Origin of the sequence: Aquimarina macrocephali JAMB N27, assembly GCF_000520995.1 — a bacterium.
GTDB lineage: Bacteria > Bacteroidota > Bacteroidia > Flavobacteriales > Flavobacteriaceae > Aquimarina > Aquimarina macrocephali.
Genome location: NZ_JACA01000020.1, coordinates 128,980 through 145,475, shown reverse-complemented (window position 1 = coordinate 145,475; position 16,496 = coordinate 128,980). Strand labels below are relative to the sequence as shown.

General features: G+C 32.3%; 13 protein-coding genes. 6 read left to right on the top strand and 7 right to left on the bottom strand.

Annotation, left to right across the window (positions count from 1 at the left end; all coding sequences use genetic code 11):
- Positions 1-8: 8 nt before the first annotated feature.
- A complete protein-coding gene (locus Z054_RS0112960; protein ID WP_024770492.1) occupies positions 9-950 on the bottom strand; it encodes a PorP/SprF family type IX secretion system membrane protein in 942 nt (313 codons plus the stop codon).
- An 11-nt stretch (positions 951-961) separates the two neighbouring features.
- Complete coding sequence (locus Z054_RS0112955) at positions 962-3,877, bottom strand: Ig-like domain-containing protein (RefSeq protein ID WP_084050341.1); 2,916 nt, start codon at positions 3,875-3,877, stop codon at positions 962-964.
- 780 nt (positions 3,878-4,657) lie between these two features.
- On the opposite strand from Z054_RS0112955, the gene Z054_RS0112950 reads away from it, so the two are divergent.
- The 6 genes from Z054_RS0112950 to Z054_RS0112925 all read left to right on the top strand — a co-directional run bounded on the left by Z054_RS0112950 (position 4,658) and on the right by Z054_RS0112925 (position 10,490).
- A complete protein-coding gene (locus tag Z054_RS0112950; RefSeq protein WP_024770490.1) occupies positions 4,658-5,476 on the top strand; it encodes an enoyl-ACP reductase FabI in 819 nt (272 codons plus the stop codon).
- Between the two features lie 90 nt (positions 5,477-5,566).
- Positions 5,567-6,571 carry a glycosyltransferase gene (locus Z054_RS0112945; RefSeq protein WP_024770489.1) on the top strand — a complete coding sequence of 335 codons (1,005 nt, stop codon included), beginning with the start codon at positions 5,567-5,569 and terminating at the stop codon, positions 6,569-6,571.
- A gap of 5 nt (positions 6,572-6,576) precedes the next feature.
- The gene (locus Z054_RS0112940; RefSeq protein ID WP_024770488.1) at positions 6,577-7,536 is read left to right on the top strand and encodes a CdaR family protein; all 960 of its coding nucleotides are present in this window, start codon (positions 6,577-6,579) and stop codon (positions 7,534-7,536) included.
- A gap of 8 nt (positions 7,537-7,544) precedes the next feature.
- A complete protein-coding gene (gene coaE, locus Z054_RS0112935) occupies positions 7,545-8,123 on the top strand; it encodes a dephospho-CoA kinase (protein WP_024770487.1) in 579 nt (192 codons plus the stop codon).
- An 84-nt stretch (positions 8,124-8,207) separates the two neighbouring features.
- Complete coding sequence (locus tag Z054_RS0112930; protein ID WP_024770486.1) at positions 8,208-9,773, top strand: sensor histidine kinase; 1,566 nt, start codon at positions 8,208-8,210, stop codon at positions 9,771-9,773.
- A 3-nt stretch (positions 9,774-9,776) separates the two neighbouring features.
- Positions 9,777-10,490: a response regulator transcription factor gene (locus tag Z054_RS0112925; protein WP_024770485.1), complete on the top strand. Its 714-nt coding sequence runs from the start codon at positions 9,777-9,779 to the stop codon at positions 10,488-10,490.
- A 51-nt stretch (positions 10,491-10,541) separates the two neighbouring features.
- On the opposite strand, the gene miaA is transcribed toward Z054_RS0112925, so the two are convergent.
- The 5 genes from miaA to Z054_RS0112900 form a co-directional block, all read right to left on the bottom strand.
- The gene (miaA, locus tag Z054_RS0112920) at positions 10,542-11,447 is read right to left on the bottom strand and encodes a tRNA (adenosine(37)-N6)-dimethylallyltransferase MiaA (protein WP_024770484.1); all 906 of its coding nucleotides are present in this window, start codon (positions 11,445-11,447) and stop codon (positions 10,542-10,544) included.
- Positions 11,440-12,279, bottom strand: coding sequence for an ion transporter (locus Z054_RS0112915; protein WP_024770483.1), 840 nt, complete (start codon positions 12,277-12,279; stop codon positions 11,440-11,442). The genes miaA and Z054_RS0112915 overlap by 8 nt, the downstream gene beginning before the upstream one ends.
- A 33-nt stretch (positions 12,280-12,312) precedes the next feature.
- The gene (locus Z054_RS0112910; protein ID WP_024770482.1) at positions 12,313-14,283 is read right to left on the bottom strand and encodes a DUF3857 domain-containing protein; all 1,971 of its coding nucleotides are present in this window, start codon (positions 14,281-14,283) and stop codon (positions 12,313-12,315) included.
- Positions 14,276-15,649: an exonuclease domain-containing protein gene (locus Z054_RS0112905; protein ID WP_024770481.1), complete on the bottom strand. Its 1,374-nt coding sequence runs from the start codon at positions 15,647-15,649 to the stop codon at positions 14,276-14,278. The genes Z054_RS0112910 and Z054_RS0112905 overlap by 8 nt, the downstream gene beginning before the upstream one ends.
- A 111-nt stretch (positions 15,650-15,760) precedes the next feature.
- Positions 15,761-16,423 carry a YggS family pyridoxal phosphate-dependent enzyme gene (locus Z054_RS0112900; protein ID WP_024770480.1) on the bottom strand — a complete coding sequence of 221 codons (663 nt, stop codon included), beginning with the start codon at positions 16,421-16,423 and terminating at the stop codon, positions 15,761-15,763.
- Positions 16,424-16,496 lie beyond the last annotated feature (73 nt).

The following is a 16,496-nucleotide window of genomic DNA, read 5'->3' as shown; positions in this document are numbered from 1 at the left end:
GTATGGTATTAAAAGTACCTGGGAGATCTAACACGCTTTTCGTTAAACAATTCATACATCAGTAAAATTTCATGAGTACCACCTATATATGGTCGTATATCTGAAATAAAATGTTCGTAAGCATAGCCAATTCTAATTTGTTTTGTCACTTGAAAATCTGCTAAGGCTCCGATAGAAGCGGTATGTTCATTATATCTGTATGAGCCTCCGAACCAAAATTTTTCATAAAATAGGAGGTTTGCATTTAAATCAACAGAAATTGGTGCGCCATTAGTTGCTTTAAAAAGAGCCGATGGTTTTAATTTTGTGTTTGTAGAGAGGTCAAATACATACCCACCTGTAAAATAATAACTAACGCGTTCTAGTGCTACATACTCTACCGTAGGCGTTTCAGCAGTACGATTATTGTCTGTGTTTAATATTCTTGGTGATGATAGTCCAAAGTACCATCTGTCTGAATGGAGATATAATCCTACCCCAATATTAGGGTTCCATCGATTAGAATAATTTCCGAAGAAAGGATCCCCAGTTACTTCGGGGTCATTTAAAAATTCCTGATCTAGATTGTAATTAGTAACCCCACCTTTAAATCCAAAAGCTAATTTGGAATTATCTGTAATATTAATAGAATACGAGAAATCACCATAAATATATAAGTAGTTTTCAAAACCAGGAGTATCACGTATTACGGATAATCCAACTCCTATTTTTTCGTTTCGTAAGGGAGAATGAGCAGATAGTGTCTGAGTTTGAGGACCTCCTCGTATTCCTGTCCATTGACTCCTGTGTAAACCTACAATGCTTAATGTCTCTCTACTACCTGCATAGGCCGGATTTATGGATATAGTATTAAACATATACTGCGTAAACTGCGGTAATTGCTGTGCATATCCGATAAAACTAATGCATAGTATTAATAGTACTGCTATTTTGTTTTTTGCGATGCCCATTAATTATTTTTTTATTTTGTACCAATATATAACGGGGTGCTAAATGGTTTTAAGCCACTATTGTTTATAGTTACAATACAATAATATGTACCACTAGGTACTTGATTTGCTGATCCTAAAGATGACTGATGTGCTGTGCCATTCCAATCATTTTGATAATCACTTGATTTGTATATAATTGCCCCCCAACGATTAATAATTTTAACATCTACAACGTAACCACAATTTTCTACACCCTTCACTGCAAAATATTCATTGTACGAATCTCCATTTGGTGTAATTACTTTTGAAATTTTAATAGTATCTTCTCCACAAGAGAATACTGCACATCTATTATGTACTTCTATCGTTGTTTCGAGATATATTGGACAGGCCAAGTTGTTTTCTGTGTAACTAAATGCAATCTCTTCAGAAGCATCTTTGTCTAATAACTCTATGCTTAATGGATCAAAAAAATGATCATCAATTACAGCTGCATTTCCAGATGTAACCTCCCAGATTCCATCGGTACTATAATCACCTTCTAATAGGTCAAATAAATCAAAAACTTGTGATTCTATTTCATCAAGAGCACATAAGCTGGTGTCGTTTGCGATTACAGAATTGTTTTCGAATGTTATTTTTGCTTGTAGTGTAGTTGTGTTGTTACAATCATCTGTGATGTTGTATTCTACTACCAGAACTCCATCTGCTATATTATCAAAGTCGTAATCTGAAGTTACTAATGCAGTTGTACTCACATTGCAATTATCAATAGCACAAGTTTCTAGCGTTGCAATATTATCATTATTCCATTGACTAGCAATTTCTTCAATATTAGTTGTAGAACACGCTAAGGTTAAATCAGTAATTGTACAGCTTGTTAGGTCTGGAGGTGTAGAATCATACAACGTAAGAGTTGCTGTAAGAGTTATTATGTCTCCATTTTTATCTGTAATAGTGTATATAACTTCTATAGCTCCGCCCAAACCACAAGAACTCACCAAATTATTAAAGTCATAATTTGAAGTTATTTGACCAGTAAAATCTGTATTACAACTGTCAGAAACACAGGATTCTAATTCTGCAATATTATCAGCATTCCAGATGTTAGCTATAGTTTCATTATTTGTTCCATTACATTCGATTGTTTCATCTGCTACATTACAATTAGTTATGTCGGGAGGTGTGGTGACCGAGATGGTAATGTATACAGTGGCTTGATCACAAGCAGTAGTTGGAGAGCCATTGTCACATACTGTGTAAATAAAACTATCTGTACCTGTATACCCAGAATTAGGAATGTAAGTAAAGGAGCCGTTAGTGTTAAGGGTAAGAATTCCATTATCTACATCATCTACCGGAATTATATTTATGGTTTGTGTGTCTCCTTCGGGATCAAAATCATTATCCAGTACGTTCCCTTGAATATTGTCGCATGCGGTAAAATATGCATCATCATTAGCAAAAGTACTGTTGTTCTGGTTTTTTATTACTGTAATTATAACAATAGTTGTATCACATAAGACGGGATTGCCGTTGTCACATATGGTATACTCAAAAATGTCATCACCAGTAAAATCAATAGGAGGTGTATAGTTATATGCTCCTGTATTGGGATCTATAGCTACGATAACTCCTTCTGTAGTGGTTGCTGTAATTGTTGTTACTGTAATAGGATCTCCATCGGGATCGAAATCATTAACTAATACATTACCATTTACAGGAGTATTTATTTCGGTAATTGCAGTATCTGGATTTGCAATTGGAGCTTCGTTTTTAGGATCTCCAACAGGGAGTACTTCAATGTATACAGTAGCAGTGTCACAAGCAATCGGGTTGCCATTGTCACAAATAGTATATTCGAAAGAGTCTTCTCCTGTAAATCCAGTAGGAGGGGTGTACGTATAGATTCCTGTATTAGGCTCTATGCCGACAATAACCCCTTCTGTAGTAGTTGCAGTAGTAGTTGTTACCGTTTGTATGTCTCCTTCGAGATCTTCATCGTTGGTTAATACATTACCAGAAACGGGTGTATTGATAAAAGTGTTATTAATATCTGTTACGGCATCGGTACAATTATATAAAATTGCTATGCAAACTATAGAAATGCAACCATTAGCATCACGTATCTTTATTGTATAATTTCCTTGAGCGAGATCTGAAAATGTTTCACTAGTTTGATAATTAGCTCCATTATCGATAGAATATGAATAAGGTGGTACTCCACCAGCTCCTTCTACAATAATTTGACCCGAACCGTTACAACTAATATGAGTTAGTTCCTTTATGGAAGCAGATATTGCTTTACTGGGTTCGGTTATGGTGGCTGAGCTTGTAGTAGAGCAATTTGTAGCATCGGTAACTGTTACAGAATATGTTCCGGCAATTACATTAGTTAAATCTTCATCAGAAGAACCATTACTCCAGGCAAAAGTAAATGGAGGAGTACCGTTCTCTACCGTTAGATCAACAGATCCCGTAGCATCGCCGGTGCAGGATACATTGGTTATAGTATTTGTAGCTTTAATATCGCAATTATTAAGACATTTAATGATGATGCTTTGGGTTACTTGAGTTCCATTAGCATCGGTTACTGTAACGCTGTGTGTGCGATTGGTAAGAAGACTTGCTGTTGCTGTGGTTTGATTATTAGCAGAAGCACTCCATTGGTATGTGTAACCTGGTTTTCCGCCAGAAACGACAGCCTTAGCCTTACCGTCACAACATATTCCAGTGATCGTAGCATCCTGTGTTTTAAGTATAGTAAGACTTAGTGGATTGGTATATTCGGTATTAGTTGTAGTAGTGTCTTTTAGGATCAAAGAGGTGTACTTGTGTTCATGAGAGTAATGCCCGTAAACATAAGTTGATGAGAATAGTAGTGCAAAAAGACAAATAAGAGTGGTGATCCTCTTATGCAAGAGAGTTAACGTAATAATTTTCATATGCCCCGTTTTATTAATGTATTCTAAGAAAAAAGCCCCTGGTTTTTTAGTATTTCAAAATTCAAAAAATAAAAACATAAGACATTGATAATTATTGGATTGGTAGTTTTTTTTCATAACGTGATATTCTTAATAATGGTTAGTTTTGTTATATAAAGAATTATTCCAATACATAAATTGAACATTTTATATCACTAAGAATTAATTACCTACTTACATTAATAAAAACATTGTTTTTATTAATAATAGGCACATCATCTTTGTTTAATTAAACATTCTATTATAGAAATAATTCTATAATTATTTCAAATACTCTAAGGGGGGAATGAAATCGTATATTTTTCTAAGGGGGAAAAATATACATTATGGGGAGGTTTATTTTGTACATAATCTTACATACCAAATTAATGATATTTTGAAAACAATACTCAATAAAATTATTGGTCAAATATAAGATATATGTTGATAAAATCAACTAATAATAGATTATTTTTTAATTTTAATCAGATTTTAAAAGTTGATTTTTTAGACTTCCGATGTTATTCATAAGTTATCACAATCATAGGTTTCTATTTCATAAAGAGGTAGAAACGTTATTAGTCTAAATAAAAAGTATATCAAATTATCATGTAGTGTTATGAAGTTTGATTAACATTATATAGTCGTGCACCGTTTAAATATTTTTTCAGATACTTAACTAAATTCTATTTCGATTAGTTGTGGTTTGGGGCGTTTTATTATCTTTACCACTCGTATAATCATACTTTAATTTATAATTAAATGTCATACAATTTATTAAAAGGTAAAAGAGGAATTATTTTTGGGGCACTTGACGAAAATTCAATCGCTTGGAAAACCGCAGAGCGTGTTTATGAAGAAGGAGGAAGTTTTGTTCTAACCAATGCTCCTGTCGCAATGCGAATGGGTGCTATAAATACTCTTGCAGAAAAAACTAATACTCAAGTCATACCTGCAGATGCTACTTCATTAGAGGATTTAGAAAATCTTGTGGATAAGGCAACAGAAATTTTGGGTGGTAAACTTGATTTTGTTTTACATTCTATAGGGATGTCAATAAATGTACGTAAAGGACGTCATTATACTGATCAGAACTATGACTGGACACAAAAAGGATTAGACGTATCTGCACTTTCTTTTCATAAAACAATGCAAACCCTATATAAGAAAAAGGCAATGAATGATTGGGGAAGCATAGTTGGTTTGACATATATGGCAGCACAGCGAGTGTTTCCTGATTATAATGATATGGCAGATAACAAAGCGTATTTAGAATCTATCGCTCGTAGTTTTGGATATTTCTTTGGTAGAGATAGTAAAGTACGAGTAAATACAATTTCTCAATCTCCAACTCCAACAACAGCAGGAAAAGGAGTGAAAGGATTTGATGGATTTATAGAATATGCGAATAAAATGTCACCTCTAGGTAATGCTACAGCAGCAGAGTGTGCCGATTATACAATTACACTATTCTCTGATCTGACCAAAAAAGTAACGCTTCAGAATTTATATCACGACGGAGGCTTTTCTAATATGGGAGTAAGCCAGTTGGTGATGGATAAATTTGTAGGAGAAGAATAAAGATTTTTTTAAAAACTACTATAAATTAGTGTGAAATCCCATTCTTAATTGGTAATGGGATTTTTTATTTATACCACTTACCTTTGCAATATGGAAATACATTTCTCCTTTATTGTGCCAGTATATAACAGGCCAAATGAGATTAAAGAGCTGCTGGATAGCATGGTGGCTATGGATTATACCAAGCCATATGAGATTGTAATCGTAGAAGATGGATCGTCTGATACCTCTAAGGAGGTTATAGAAGCTTTTGCAGATAGATTATCTATAAGTTATTACCAGAAATCAAATACAGGCCCGGGAGATTCACGTAACTATGGTATGCGTAAGGCAAGAGGTAATTACTTCATTATTCTTGATAGTGATGTTTTATTGCCAAAAGAATATTTGTCTAAAGCCGAAAGTTTCTTGTCTGATACTTTTGTACATTGCTACGGAGGCCCTGATGATGCTCATCAAAGTTTTTCTAATCTTCAGAAAGCGATAAGCTATAGTATGACATCATATTTAACTACTGGCGGAATCAGAGGGCGTAAAAATACATTAGGTAAATTTCAACCCCGTAGTTTTAATATGGGACTGTCAAAAGAAGCTTTTCAGGCTTCGGGTGGTTTCGGAAATATACATCCCGGAGAAGATCCGGATCTTACGATAAGATTATGGAAATTAGGATATGATACTACATTAATTCCTGATGCTAAGGTGTTTCATAAAAGAAGAATTTCCTGGGAAAAATTTTATATCCAGGTTAATAAATTTGGATTAGTACGCCCTATTTTAAATCGATGGCACCCAGATACTGCCAAACTTACGTATTGGTTTCCTACTTTATTCTTAATATATATTGTGTTCTCTGTTGTGACCGCACTTTTAGGATGGTGGTATTTTATTGCTATTTTAGGAATGTATTTAGGGATTATTTTTCTAGGTGCGACTCTAGAATATAAAAATGTATCTATAGGTATACAGTCTATTTTGGCAGTTTTGATACAATTTTATGGATACGGAAAGGGATTCCTAAAATCTTATTATTATATTCATCTATTGAAAAAAGTACCCGAAAAGCAATTTAAGAAATTGTTTTTTTCAAAGTAATTTGTATGTCAGATAGAAAAAAGAATAGATTTTCTTTAAAAAGGAGTAATGTAAAAACCTTTTTGTTTTTTCTAATATTCACTTCAATCTTGTGGCTATTTATACAATTCTCTAAAAATTATACCCAAGAAGTAGAGGTAGCAATACAATATACCAATATACCAAAAGACAAAATCTTTAATGATCAGAGTGATCAAACATTAAGAATGGTGCTTAACGGAAATGGTTTTAGATTGATGAATCATAATTGGAGCAGGCCAACATTACAATTTAATGTAGAGGATGCAGTTATTAATAGCGAAGATCAATATTATTTTCGTGTTGATAAAGAATCTTCGGTATTAAAAACTAAATTAGACTTTAAAGGAAGGGTTTTATCTGTGCAAAAAGATACCTTACGATTAAAACTGGATCAAAATCTAGAAAAAAAAATCCCTGTTAAAATAGCAGAGAAGATTCAGTATGCTATTGGGTATGGTAGTGATAAGGGATTAGTAGTCTCTCCCGATTCTATAACAATTAGTGGCCCCTCACAAGTTATAGATACTATACAATATATAACAACAGAAAATCTAAATTTAGAAGGGTTAAATGTTAACTACACTTCAAAATTAGATATAAATACTGAAGAATTACCATCTACCATTACAGTTGCTCCAGCGCAAGTAGAAGCTAACGTTTTGGTGAGTAAATTCACAGAGGGAGATCAAAAAATTCCTATAACATTAAATAATATACCTGAAGGTGTAGAAATTAAGATTTTTCCTAAAGAAATTTCTGTCGTATACAGAGTGGGGTTAGATAAGTATAATGAAATAAGTCCAAGAGATTTTATGGTAGTAGCTGATTATGCTAAAGCATCCGAAGAAAGTTTGTTTTTAACTTTAGAACTAGTAAACAAACCAGATTATATCCATGATGTGCGTTTGCAGATGAAACAAGTTCAGTTTGTAGTTTTGAAATAAGTTGAAGTATGAAGGTAGTAGGTCTAACGGGTGGTATAGGTAGCGGAAAATCTACAGTAGCTAAAATGTTTGAACAACTGGGAGTTGCAGTTTATATTGCTGATATCGAAGCTAAAAAACTTATGAATGAAGACGAATCAGTGAAAAAACAAATTATCGCGTTATTAGGAAATGATTCCTATGTAAACGGAGAATTAAATAGACCTTATATTGCGAATGTAGTTTTTAATGACTCCTCAAAACTACTTCAGTTAAATGCAATTGTTCACCCTGCTGTGGCAAGCCATTTTGATTGTTGGAAAAGTAATCAAAAAGGAAACTACGTAATAAAAGAAGCAGCTATACTTTTTGAAAATGAAGGCCACAAACAGTGTGATTATACAATTCTTGTATCGGCACCAATAGAAACAAGAATTCAACGAGTCCTAAAAAGAGACAAAACGACCAAAGAAGATATACTTTCTAGGATGAATAACCAGTGGGAAGACACTCGGAAAATCCCATTAGCCGATTTTGTGATATATAATAAAAACATAAAAGATACTGAAAATCAGGTATATAAGGTTCATGAAGAAATATCCCTATAAAACGTTTGTAATCCGAATCTTTCATTTTGTTAACATTTGGTTAAACCCTAAAGTAGCTAAATGTTAAAGTCTTACTTTTGATTTATGAATAAAAGGTTATTCGTGTTGCTGATAATCCTAATGAGTTTATCGTTAATTGGGATTATTTTTGTTCAGGGATATTGGATTAACAACACTGTAGAGAATAATGAAGAACAGTTTTCCTTTAATGCGAAACAAATACTGATATCTGTATCTAATAGAATTCAATACAGAGAGTTTGAAGAAATGTTTTTTCCATTACAAGAGATTCTGGATAGCATAGAAGAACCTGATAACAAAACAATACGTCAGCTTTTGAATATTAGTATTGATAATACGACAAAGTCGTTTACACATACAGATGGTATTTTAGAAGAAGACTATAAGTTGTTTTCGTCTTTTATAAATTTAAATATTGATACGGTTCGATTAAAGAATATTTTAAATCGTAATACCGATGCTGCTATACAAGATGAAAAAAGTGATTTTGTAAAGCAAAATTCTAAATCCAAACTAGAGAGAATACGGGGATTAACAGATCTCCAGAGAATGGATTATGAAATAGTAATAGGAGAAATTGCCAGTTTTATACCAATACATAGAAGAGTTCAAAAAAGAGAAATAGATTATCTGTTGAGGAAAGAACTGGAAGAGAGAGATATAAAAGTAGACTTTGAATATGCTATATACAGTAATGCTTTAGCTACCAAAGTACGTTCAGATGATTTTAGTTTGGATTATCCAACAACATATGCAATACCACTTTTTGTAAATGATGAAGGAGTAAGTGAGTATCAGTTATATGTTAATTTTACTGGAAAAAAACAATATGTACTTTCTTCCATCAAAGGAATGGCCATATTGTCTATAATATTTACGTTAATTATTGTAGTTGCATATTCCAGTGCTTTATCACAATTGATGCAGCAACGACAGATATCACAAATTAAAACAGATTTTATTAATAATATGACGCATGAGCTTAAGACTCCAATTGCCACTATTAATCTGGCATTAGATTCTATAAAGAACCCAAAAATAGGAGGGGACCCAGAGAAAGTGCAGCGTTATATGAGTATGATACGTGAAGAGAATAAAAGAATGCATGCCCAGGTAGAAAATGTATTAAGAATATCTCAGTTAGAGAAAAATGAACTTAATATTAAAAAAGAAAGGCAAGAATTGCATGATATTATTGAAGACGCGATTACCCATGTATCTCTGATTGTAGAAAATAGAGAAGGGTATGTGAAAATGCATTTAGGAGCACTTAAAACAACAGTATTAGCCAATGATAGCCATTTGACTAATGTAATTGTGAATATTTTGGATAATGCGATAAAATATTCAGAAGATGAACCTAAAATAGATGTATATACAGAAAATGTAAAAAATAGTATTGTTCTTAAAGTTCGTGATCAAGGAATAGGAATGAGTAAGGTGGCACAGAAAAAGATTTTTGAAAAGTTCTTTAGAGAACATACCGGGGATCTTCATAATGTAAAAGGGCACGGATTAGGACTAACATACGTAAAGAGAATTATAGATGATCATCATGGTCAGATATGGGTGGAGAGTGAAAGGGGAAAAGGCTCCACGTTTATAATTAAATTACCGTTAATATCTTAAAATATGGAAACAGAAAACAAAAAGATTTTGCTTGTAGAAGATGATCCAAACTTCGGAACAGTATTAAAGGATTATCTAGTAATGAATGATTATGATGTTGTGCATGCTAAAAATGGTATGGAAGGCTTCGAGAAATTCAAAAAGGATGATTATGATATGTGTATTCTTGATGTCATGATGCCTTATAAAGATGGATTTACATTAGCAAAGGAGATTAGAGAAAAAAATGAAGAAATACCGATCATCTTTTTAACTGCAAAAGCAATGAAAGAAGATGTGTTAAAAGGGTACAAAGTAGGAGCAGATGATTATCTTAATAAGCCTTTTGATAGTGAGGTGTTGTTGATGAAAATACAAGCTATTATGCAACGTAAAAGTACAGAATCTGTTGCCGATAGTAAACAGTTCGAGTTTAACGTTGGAGGCTTTCACCTTAATTCGAAACTTCGCTTTTTAACGTATAAAGAAGAAGATCCAATTAAGCTTTCTCCAAAAGAGAATGAATTACTTCGTTTGCTAGCACTACATCTTAATGATTTAATGCCTAGAGAATTAGCGTTAACAAAAATATGGAGAGATGATAATTATTTTACTTCTCGTAGTATGGATGTATATATAGCTAAACTTAGAAAATATTTAAAGAAAGACGAAAACGTCGAAATTCTTAATATTCATGGAGAAGGGTTTAGACTAGTTGTAAGAAACGAAGAATCGTAGGAATAGTAACGGTAACTAACTTTTAAGAGTTCACTATGTGTAATTTATTTATCATAGTGAACTTTCTTTTATATGGGTTATAACAGAGTTGATATCTTCTTTATAGTTATACCAACAAATTTCTAAATCTTTCTTAAACCATGTAAGTTGCCTTTTTGCAAAACGCCTGGTATTTTTTTTGATTTCAGAGAGCGCAAAATCCAAATCCCATTCTTTATCCAGGTACTTAAATATTTCTTTATACCCTACAGTGTTTAATGCATTTAATGACTTATAAGGATAAAGGCTTTTTACTTCACCTATTAGGCCTGCTTCGGTCATTAGTTCTACGCGTTGATTTATTCTGTCGTAAATAGTTTGCCTTTCTGCAGTAATTCCTATTTTAATCGTATTAAAAGGTCGTTTTTTTCGTGGTTTAGTAAGAAATGATGAATAAGGTGCTCCACTACCAATACATACTTCTAGAGCTCTCATAACTCTATGTGTATTGTTTAAATCTACCTTCTCATAATATAATGGATCTAAAACTTTTAGTTGTTGCTGTAAATTTTCAATTCCTTTGTTGTTATATTCTTCTTGAAGTTCTTGCCTAACCTTTATATCTATTTCAGGAAAAATATCCAATCCCTTGGTTACTGCATCAATATACAGTCCAGAACCTCCAACAAGAATAGCATAGTCGTTATTTTTAAATAATTCATTAAGTTTATCTAAGGCATCTTTTTCATAATCACCTACACTGTATTCATTTTTAATACTTATATGTTGGATAAAATGATGCTTAGCTTGCTCTAATTCGTCAAACGAAGGAGCCGCAGTACCAATGCTCATTTCTTTGTAAAACTGCCTGCTGTCTGCAGAAACAATTTCACAATTAAAATGCTTTGCAAGCTCAATGCTTAAGCTGGTCTTACCTATAGCAGTTGGTCCGACAACCACAATTAGATTTTTATTCATTGTCATTGTGTAAATCTTCTCCGCATTTATGGCAGAATTTAGCATTATCGCGATGCTCATTCTCACTACAATGACTACAGGATTGAGTGTTTAGATGAACCTTATTGGCTTGGTGATGTGTATATTCGGCACTTACAATACCTGTAGGGACAGCAATAATACCGTAACCCATAATCATAATAATAGCTGCAAGAAATTGCCCTAATGGAGTAACAGGAGCAATATCACCATAACCAACCGTTGTTAGAGTGACAATACACCAATATACGCTTATTGGGATACTTTTAAAACCACTTTCTTCTCCCTCTATAATATACATTACCGTACCCATGATTATACATAAGACTAATACAGCAAACAGAAATACCAATATTTTGGCTCTGCTATCTTTTATAGCTTGTGCTAACCTGTTTGACTCACCAATATATCTAGAGATTTTTAAAATTCTAAAAACCCGAAGTAATCTTAATGCTCTAACAGCTAGTAGCGCGCTGGTACCTGTAATAAAAAATGATAGGTATAATGGTAAAGTAGATAAAAGATCAATGATCCCATAAAAACTAAAAATATACGAAGCTGATTTTTTTATAGAAACAATGCGGGCGATATATTCAAAAGTAAAAAATATCGTGATGACCCATTCTGCATAGTATAATAATGTATATGTTTCAACAGATAAGCCTTTTACGCTTTCGAGCATCACAAAGATGATACTTAATACGATTAGGATAAGTAGAATTACATCGAATAACTTTCCTATAGGAGTATCGGCTTCATAAATGATATCATGTAATTGATTTTTCCAGTTCTTATGAGATGAGTTATTGTTCAAACTTCTTGATTTTGAATAAAAATACTAAAAAAACTAATGTACTCTCCTGACAGCTATAAGAGAGTCGTTTTCTATACTTATTATATGATTAAAAAACTCTTTTAACGACGCATAATATTCTGTTGGGTAATAAGAGGAATTAAATGTAATTCTATGATTAATAATAAGCTTGTTATCATTCTTCTGAAAACTAATCGCTACTTGTGCTAATTCATTAGGGAGTGTATATGCCAAATTTTTTGGGATATCAATGAAATCATAATTTTTTGGAATATCAATAGAGACGAGATAGCTATAAGAATCTTTATAACCAAAATCTACAGGGTATGTTCTTTGATTAAGCTTAAATGGATTTTTTTCAAAAAATGCTTTAGTAAAAGGTTTAATATAAAAGATATCATCTATCTCCGAAACATCTCTTTTAAAATTAAACTCTACCTCAATAGCTTTTTCAAAGCTATTTTGATTATTGATCTGTGCATCAGAAATTGTGATTTCTTGATCTTGATTTTTAATATTGTCTAGAAACTTTTTCTTACTGGAATAATTTAGTTCTTTTCTTTTATAATAAGCATGATATCCAGAATAAACATGTTTTGCTTTACCGCTTAATTCTAGCTCTTCATTTAGTATTAAGTCTTCCTTAAAAAAGTGAACAGAATGTCGCTTTGGTTCTATATTAATCCAGGAGCTACCATTTTTAAAATCTAGTAATCTACCATATTGGTTTAAACAACGAAAAGGAACTTCACCAAATTTCAATACCTTTTCGGTAGCATCCAATAGATATGTTTTTCCGTTTAAGGATAATTGCACAATAAGATAATCAAAATCAGAAATTACTGGATGAACTTTTGTTGCATAGCCATTATCTCTGGTGGATAACAATATAGGGTGCACCATAAATTGTTGCTGCTTTAATACATTATGAAGAAGTATATTAATATCAGAAACATTACCTACCTTGTCTTTAATTACTTTATTAATATTACCGTCATTAAAAATTCTTTTTTTCTTGTTCCACTTATAGTTATTCGAAATATAACGGTAGATTATTTTTGCTGTAGCTATATCTTTAGGTAGCGACTGTATAGAATCGGGAAGAAGATTTTTGGTAGCAGATAATTTTTTAAGTTGCACTCCAATTGTAGCTTCTTTTTTTAATTTATCATCAACATTTTTCCAAGTTTCGGTATATTTTTTATTGACTCCATCAAATCCTTTAAACTCTTTCAATTCATACTCAACACGAGAAAAATAATTACTCTTTGCGGTCATATATTTTTCTTCTTTGAAAGCAGGAATGTCTTTCATGATATAAATGTTATGAGAACAATCTGCAGATCCTAAACCTGGTGCTTGAAGACACCTTTTTTTGATAGTAGACTCTTTGGTGTTTAATTTTAGAGTTCCTACGAGTTTTATGTTGTAAATATAGTTGCCTGGTAGATCAGCTATAAACTCACTATGCATTTTTGGTATATCATCTTGAAATTCCCATCCATTAAACTTGTACATAAAAGGGGATTCTATTTGGTATTTATAAGTAAGTACAGACCCTGGCTTTATGTTAGAAAATGTAAACTTTACAGAAGTGAAGTTCTGATCATGTTTTTCATAATAAATTTGATTTTTTTCTACTTTAGTTTTAATGACTTTACCTTGTTCCAAATTATAAGTATAAGCAACAAGACTATTGAAAGATTCTTTGTGTTTTTTATTTCTGTATAAAAGAACTTTTACTGTAGCGTGATCATACCCTTGTTCATTTAATATTTTAATCTTTGCTTCATGATCTGTTAACAAATTATAACCTCCTCCATTTTCAACTCTGCTAAAACCTTTTTCATAGATAAAAAAAGCATTAGCTGTACTATCTTTTTTATATGTTTTACTTTGTATATCAATCATGCTTACAACCATATTTTTAGTATTGTAAGCTTCTTGAGCACTTATTAGAAAAGAGAAGGTGGTTAAGAATATAAAGAATAGGAATCTATACATTTTTTTGTAGTTTAATAATCTTCAATCTTTTATGTGTACGTACATAACTTTGGATAATGTGTTGGGCATCTCTATTATGGGTCATTGGAGTAATAATAGAGCGTAAAATCTCTATATTGTTAACCTGATGATTTAGATTGAAGTACCCTATACCTTTAAATTTTCCTTCTTCAACCAATATTACACTTTGCTCGTCAATATCTCTTCCTCGATCTATAATAATCATATCCTGACTTTGAAAAGAAGTATTAAAAATAAGTTTTTGTGCCCTAATATTATATTCTTCTGCAGATTCACTATCAATACAAGCGCCATTACACTGCTTTATAGTGTAGTTAAAACAATTATTTTTTCCATTATCCAGACCCATTAATTTTTGGCATAAACTATACTCCTCTGTCCATCGATGCATATAGGTCTTGGCTTGTTGTCTGTTAGAAAAAGTAGTGATGCTTATTTTGCGATTATCTGCTTTTTGAACTTTGAAATTTATATACCCGTTGTCATCTGTGAATTGGTATAAGGCCTGATCAAATTTCGTTTTACGCAGTGCTGTATTGTATTTGGGTTTGTTGCGTTTTATCTCTTCACTTTCTTTTAACAAAGCTAAAAGTTCGCTTCCTGTATTCTCGTGCGTGACGCTAACAACTTCTTCCTGTATTTTTTTAGATTTTCTATTGTCGTTTGTGAAATGTTGATTGAGGCGTTTTTTTATATTTTTACTTTTACCTATATATATAATAGTCCCGTCTTCGCGATGCATGTAATATACTCCTGTTGCCGAAGGGGCAGCTTCAATCAATCTAAGAAGTTTATCATCAACTTGTCGCTTAGTTTCCGTTCGAACAGTTTCTGTAATTATTTTTTTCTCTATATCTTTTGTAAGTAGGAGTTTAAATAGCTTTACTGTAGCAAGAGCATCACCATTGGCTCGGTGTCTGTCGGAAAGAGGGATCCCAAGTCCGCGAACAAGCTTACCTAAACTATAAGATTGTTGATCCGGGATTAATTTTTTAGAAAGCTCTACAGTACATAAAGACTGTCGTTCGAATTCGAATCCTAATCTGGAGAATTCGGTTCTTAGAATTCGGTAATCAAAACTAGAGTTATGTGCAACGATAATGCAGTCGGTAGTAATTTCAACAATTCTTTTGGCTACTTCATAAAACTTCGGTGCATTGCGAAGCATTTGATTATTTATCCCAGTAAGATTAGCTACAAATGGTTGTATAGGACGTTCAGGGTTAACAAGACTTATAAACTGATCCACAACATCATGCCCGTCAAATTTATAAATAGCAATTTCAGTAATTCCTTCTTCATTATATTTTCCTCCGGTTGTTTCAATATCTAAAATTGCATACATATAATTCGGTAATCTTTATTTTTTCGAAGTTAGCTTAATAAGGGGCATTATTGTTTTTTTATTTTATTTATCAATTCTGTAAATCAAGTGTTAATGATAAAAGATCATTTATTATTGATAATTTCTAGCTCCAAAAATAGAACTTCCTATTCTAACCATAGTACTCCCACAGTCAATAGCCATTTTGTAATCTCCACTCATGCCAATCGATAAGATTTTTAATTGTGGATATTTTGTTTTCATTTCTTCAGAAAAAAATGCAATCGTTTTAAATTCATCGTGTATTTGTTGCTCATCATTTGTAAAAGTTGCCATACCCATAAGTCCTTTAATATTAACATTGGTCAAGTTCTTAACTTCCTCAGTATTTAATAAGGTGATGGCATCCTGTTCTGATAAACCAAATTTACTTTCTTCTTTAGCAATTTTGATCTGCAATAGGCAGTTAATAGTTCTATTATGTTTTTTTGCTTGTTTGTCGATCTCTTTAAGTAACTTATAGCTATCTACTGCATGAATGAGATCTACAAAGGCAGCCATGTACTTAACTTTATTAGTTTGTACATGTCCAATCATATGCCAGCTGATATCTTTTGGCATAGTTTCCCACTTTTCGGTCATTTCCTGGATCTTATTTTCACCAAAAATTCTTTGACCAGCTTCATAGGCATTCATTAGATCAGAAACAGGTTTGGTTTTGGATACTGCTACCAGAGTAACCCCTTCAGGAATTGATGTTTTTATCTCAAGAAGGTTTTGTTCGATATCATTCATAGTTTGCAAAGATATCTAAAATCATTTTTTATTGTTATGGATAATCCATATTTAGTTTATCTAATATACTATA

Bases quoted from the DNA above. Each gene is read 5' to 3' on its own strand.
- Z054_RS0112955 (WP_084050341.1), bottom strand. From the start codon at position 3,877: ATGAAAATTATTACGTTAACTCTCTTGCATAAGAGGATCACCACTCTT.
- coaE (WP_024770487.1), top strand. From the start codon at position 7,545: ATGAAGGTAGTAGGTCTAACGGGTGGTATAGGTAGCGGAAAATCTACA.
- Z054_RS0112905 (WP_024770481.1), bottom strand. From the start codon at position 15,649: ATGTATGCAATTTTAGATATTGAAACAACCGGAGGAAAATATAATGAA.
- Z054_RS0112900 (WP_024770480.1), bottom strand. From the start codon at position 16,423: ATGAATGATATCGAACAAAACCTTCTTGAGATAAAAACATCAATTCCT.
- Z054_RS0112925 (WP_024770485.1), top strand. From the start codon at position 9,777: ATGGAAACAGAAAACAAAAAGATTTTGCTTGTAGAAGATGATCCAAAC.
- Z054_RS0112910 (WP_024770482.1), bottom strand. From the start codon at position 14,283: ATGTATAGATTCCTATTCTTTATATTCTTAACCACCTTCTCTTTTCTA.
- Z054_RS0112950 (WP_024770490.1), top strand. From the start codon at position 4,658: ATGTCATACAATTTATTAAAAGGTAAAAGAGGAATTATTTTTGGGGCA.
- miaA (WP_024770484.1), bottom strand. From the start codon at position 11,447: ATGAATAAAAATCTAATTGTGGTTGTCGGACCAACTGCTATAGGTAAG.
- Z054_RS0112945 (WP_024770489.1), top strand. From the start codon at position 5,567: ATGGAAATACATTTCTCCTTTATTGTGCCAGTATATAACAGGCCAAAT.
- Z054_RS0112930 (WP_024770486.1), top strand. From the start codon at position 8,208: ATGAATAAAAGGTTATTCGTGTTGCTGATAATCCTAATGAGTTTATCG.
- Z054_RS0112940 (WP_024770488.1), top strand. From the start codon at position 6,577: ATGTCAGATAGAAAAAAGAATAGATTTTCTTTAAAAAGGAGTAATGTA.
- Z054_RS0112960 (WP_024770492.1), bottom strand. From the start codon at position 950: ATGGGCATCGCAAAAAACAAAATAGCAGTACTATTAATACTATGCATT.